Genomic DNA, 1,385 nt, shown 5'->3' on the forward strand with positions numbered 1-1,385 from the left:
GGGTTGACTGAGTATTTCGCCTTCTACAACGGAGAGCGCCCCCACCAATCCCTGGGGTACCTCACGCCTGATGCGGTCTACCGATCGGGAAACGGGGGTGGGGCCAAGATCGTCGATCGCTTCGGCGAGACAACACTGGGGCAGCGCCAAACCGCTGCGATTGAGGTGGCCAGTACAACTTAAATTCGGGGGAAAACTGTCCTGGACATGGGGTCCACTTTAGCGTGCGGGGCGATAGCGGTGATTCCACCTAAGCGCAACCGCCTGGTCCAACGCGCTTACGACAAGGAATTGTATAAAGCGCGCCATCTGATTGAAAACTTTTTCTCGAAGATCAAGCAGTTCAGAGCGATTGCCACCCGATATGACAAGTTGTCTCGCAACTTTCTCGCCGGTGTGCACTTGGCCTCAGCATGCGTCCTGCTTAATTGATGACAGGCCCTAACTATTTCCCGATTTTTTCGGCCTGATGGTGTAGTTTAGATTGGGGCAGAGACGGCGTCGTCGCATATTCAGTGCCGCCTGTCTTGCGAGCTGATTTTGATCCCTTTGGCGTACACCGTCGTATCGAGGACGGCTTTGATCTGCAGTCGCGTCGTAGTGGTTGTGCCACGGATGAGTGCCAGCATGGTGTCGAGCGAACGCAGCGGATGGCCGGCCCAATTGCGGCTGATCTGACTGAACAGGCGATGTTCGATGGGGTTCCATTTGGAGGCGCCGCTGGGGTAATGGCAGACGGTGACGCTCAGGCCGATCTCGTTGGCGAGACGTTGGAGTTCACGCTTCCACAGACGCGGACGATATCCATTGCAGCCGCCGGCGTCGGCCTCGAGAGTTAATGTCAAATCTGGTGTATGGCCTCCATCAGGCGGCGATCCGATCTGACTGATCGTTCACTTGCTCTCCATCGCGGAACGGGACGTTATTGACGACCAGTTCCAGTTTTCCAAATCCCTTGATGCGCCTCCAGTTCTTCTGCGCCGACTGGAGCAGCTTGAAGACCATCGCCAGCGTGGTCTCGCGTGCCCCGCAGTTGCGGGTGCGGTTGGTGCGCAGTCGCCCGGTGGCGAAGGTCGATTCGATCGGGTTGGTCGTGCGAATGTGCACCCAATGCTCGGCCGGATAGTCGTAGAAGGCGAGCAAGGTCTCCCGATCCTTGGCCAGGCAAGCCATGGCCTTCGGATATTTGGCCTCGAAGCGCTTGAGGGCGCGGTCGAATGCCTGGTTGGCCGATGTGCGGGTCTCGGCCATCCAGATCTCCTGCAGGTCGGCCTTGACCTTCGGCTGCACGGACTTGGGCAGCTTGGCGAGCACATTGGCTGTCTTGTGCACCCAGCAGCGCTGGTGGACGGTGTCCGGATAGGCCTTGGCGAGCGCCTTCCAGA

2 protein-coding genes and 2 pseudogenes are annotated in these 1,385 nt (G+C 58.6%); 2 read left to right on the forward strand and 2 right to left on the reverse strand.

What is annotated here, in order from left to right:
• Together THIDRDRAFT_RS23200 and THIDRDRAFT_RS23205 are read left to right on the forward strand one after the other, a co-directional pair.
• Window positions 1-183 (forward strand): integrase core domain-containing protein (locus tag THIDRDRAFT_RS23200; protein WP_007043389.1); only part of this gene is annotated, 183 nt, incomplete at its 5' end.
• Between the two features lie 48 nt (window positions 184-231).
• A pseudogene (locus THIDRDRAFT_RS23205) lies at window positions 232-432 on the forward strand (transposase); the annotation flags it as partial.
• A gap of 80 nt (window positions 433-512) precedes the next feature.
• On the opposite strand, the gene THIDRDRAFT_RS23210 reads toward THIDRDRAFT_RS23205, so the two are convergent.
• Window positions 513-845: an ISAzo13 family transposase gene (locus tag THIDRDRAFT_RS23210; RefSeq protein WP_007043391.1), complete on the reverse strand. Its 333-nt coding sequence runs from the start codon at window positions 843-845 to the stop codon at window positions 513-515.
• 19 nt (window positions 846-864) lie between these two features.
• Window positions 865-1,385, reverse strand: a pseudogene (locus THIDRDRAFT_RS23215) (IS256-like element ISTdr1 family transposase); the annotation flags it as partial.

The organism is Thiorhodococcus drewsii AZ1 (assembly GCF_000224065.1).
Taxonomy (GTDB): domain Bacteria; phylum Pseudomonadota; class Gammaproteobacteria; order Chromatiales; family Chromatiaceae; genus Imhoffiella; species Imhoffiella drewsii.